The organism is Microcoleus sp. T3_B1 (assembly GCF_036700445.1).
In the GTDB taxonomy this organism is placed as follows: domain Bacteria; phylum Cyanobacteriota; class Cyanobacteriia; order Cyanobacteriales; family Microcoleaceae; genus Microcoleus.
In genome coordinates, this window is the sequence record NZ_JAUBOX010000189.1 from 1 (window position 1) to 1,982 (window position 1,982).

Consider the following 1,982-nt stretch of genomic DNA (forward strand, 5'->3'; position numbering starts at 1 on the left):
CAACTGTCAACTGTCAACTGTCAACTGTCAACTGTCAACTGTCAACTGTCAACTGTCAACTGTCAACTGTCAACAGTCAACTGTCAACTGTCAACTGTTAAATTCCGCTTCCCAAATCAGGACTAATTTTCGCGCCGCCGCAGTTCCCTCCGCAGGAAAACTTGCCAAAAAGTCTTTATCAGCCGCCACGTCGTAAGGCCCTTCCTTAAACTCCAAAATCACAGTATCCTGTGTCAAAGCTACTAACGTGTGAATAGTGCCCTCTGGCAGTTCGACAGCGCGAGTCGGGCCGGCCGCGCTGACTCGCAACGATCGCAGGATTTGACCGTTTTCGTTCAAAATAACAATACCGACTTCTCCTTGAATCACCACAAAAAACTCAAAACCGTTAACTGCAGGCGGGCGCAGGTGTTGGTGAGGCCGGACGTAAGTGCCTGGTTGCAGCACGTTGACAAACCGCTGCACCTTTTCAGACAAATCATGGAAATTGTAATTTTGTCGCTGGCGGGGACTGCGGCGGGAGGAAGCGGCAACTTCGTCTAGCAATTCTTGCGTCAGCAATTTGATCGGAGGGGACTGCACAACAGATATCCTGTATTTAAGAGTTTGTGAACAAATGGGCTAGTCTGGGATCATCGTTATCAGCATCTCTTGACACATGGAAATCGCAACTCAGGTGCGTATCACTAAGGCAATGCGTTTGTCAAGTATCTTTAGAAAAATTATTAGCCCGATCGCCCTTTCGACTATTCTAGTCTGCGCCAATACCGTTTTTGCATCTGAACCGACGGCGGCACTGTTGGTTCAGCAGGAATTCTCACAGCAGCAACTTAAAGAAGAAATTCACGATCGAGTTCAAGAAGAAGTTGACATTGCTTTCGGGCGCACGGCGGTATTGCTTAACGGGCTGATAATTGCCCTAACTTTGTTTCCGACAGCAGCCGGAGTCGGGGTGTGGTTTCTGTTGAGCAAATTGTCCAAGCAGACAACAATTGCTCGCCAAGAAATTGAAAGTCTCCATTACGATACAATCTCTCAATTAAAACTATTAATTTCCGACGCTGAAACTATCTTAGGCGAAATTCAACACCAAAGTCACTCGGCGGATGCAGAAACAGACCTTTTATTCCCCGATGCCCAAATTCAAGAATTTGCTCCGGTTAACTACGGCAATTACCAACAGTTATTGACGGCCGCCGACTATGCTAAACAGGGAGATGCTTGTTTCTTTGAAAACCGTTATCAAGATGCGATCGCCGCTTACGATCAGGCCCTGCAAATTCAGCCGGATTTAGCCGATACTTGGAATAACCGAGGAGTAGTGCTGACGAGAATGCAGCGGTATCCAGAGGCGATCGCCTCATACGAACAAGCTACTACAATTCGTCCGAATTATCCCGATGCTTGGAACAATCGAGGCGTGGTATTGTTGGAGTTGCAGAAGTACCAGGAGGCGATCGGCTGTTACGAACAAGCAATTCAAGCCAAACCCGATTACGCCGATGCTTGGAACAACCGAGGCGTTGCTTTTTCCAAAATGCAGGAGTACGAACAGGCAGTAATTTCTTACAATCAAGCCCTACAAATTAAAAATGATTATACTGACGCTTGGAACAATCGAGGCGTTGCACTCTCAAAATTGCAAAAATACGAAGCGGCGATCGCTTCCTACGACAATGCTGCTAAAATTCGGCCTGATTTTTACAGAATTTGGTACAACAAAGCCCGATGTTATGCCCTACAAGGTAAAATTGAATTAGCCATTGAAAATTTAAAGCGCGCCCTCAATCTCAATCCGAATGTGTGTAAAGAGTTGGCAAAAAGCGAAGCTGATTTGGAGAAGATTCGCGAACACGATGCGTTCAAGCAGTTGATAAATTAATACATTGAGCCTAGGGCTGTAATTAGGGCTTGCTGAATCAGTGAGAAAAGTAAACAGTGTAGGGATTTTCCGACCAAAAAAGTAGTAAGGGTGCAAGAAA

The 1,982-nt window shown here is 46.0% G+C and carries 2 protein-coding genes; one reads left to right on the top strand and one right to left on the bottom strand.

The genetic code is table 11. The features are described from left to right. Positions 1-90: 90 nt before the first annotated feature. Positions 91-582, bottom strand: coding sequence for a WbuC family cupin fold metalloprotein (locus QT990_RS35660; protein WP_333143040.1), 492 nt, complete (start codon positions 580-582; stop codon positions 91-93). Positions 583-658: 76 nt separating this feature from the next. On the opposite strand from QT990_RS35660, the gene QT990_RS35665 reads away from it, so the two are divergent. After that, the gene (locus QT990_RS35665) at positions 659-1,882 is read left to right on the top strand and encodes a tetratricopeptide repeat protein (RefSeq protein WP_333466403.1); all 1,224 of its coding nucleotides are present in this window, start codon (positions 659-661) and stop codon (positions 1,880-1,882) included. Positions 1,883-1,982 lie beyond the last annotated feature (100 nt).

What these genes read in the sequence shown, in the direction of transcription:
- QT990_RS35665 (WP_333466403.1), top strand. Translation starts at nt 659, where the DNA reads ATGGAAATCGCAACTCAGGTGCGTATCACTAAGGCAATGCGTTTGTCA.